General features: G+C 46.7%; 1 protein-coding gene. It reads right to left on the reverse strand.

The genetic code is table 11. From position 1 onward, the window contains the following. On the reverse strand, nt 1-259 hold a 259-nt coding region (locus tag SE27_RS14695; RefSeq protein WP_455550022.1), incomplete at both ends, for an efflux RND transporter permease subunit.

Raw genomic sequence — 259 nt, forward strand, 5'->3', positions numbered from 1 at the left:
CAACGCGTGCCACATCTTGCAGTTGGACTAAACCACCATTCGGCAATTGAATAGGAAGTACCGCTAACTGTTCAGGACTACGCTGGGATTCATCTAGACGGATGACAAAATCAAAACGCTTGTCTCCCTGTAAAATTGTTCCAACATTCTGGCCACCGACACTTGTAGCTACCAGATCCTGAATTGCTCTTACCGACAAGCCATATTGTGCAGCTCTGGACTTATCCACCTCTACATTCAACAAGGGTAAGCCACTGGT

Source organism: Acinetobacter harbinensis (genome assembly GCF_000816495.1).
Classification (GTDB): Bacteria; Pseudomonadota; Gammaproteobacteria; order Pseudomonadales; family Moraxellaceae; genus Acinetobacter; species Acinetobacter harbinensis.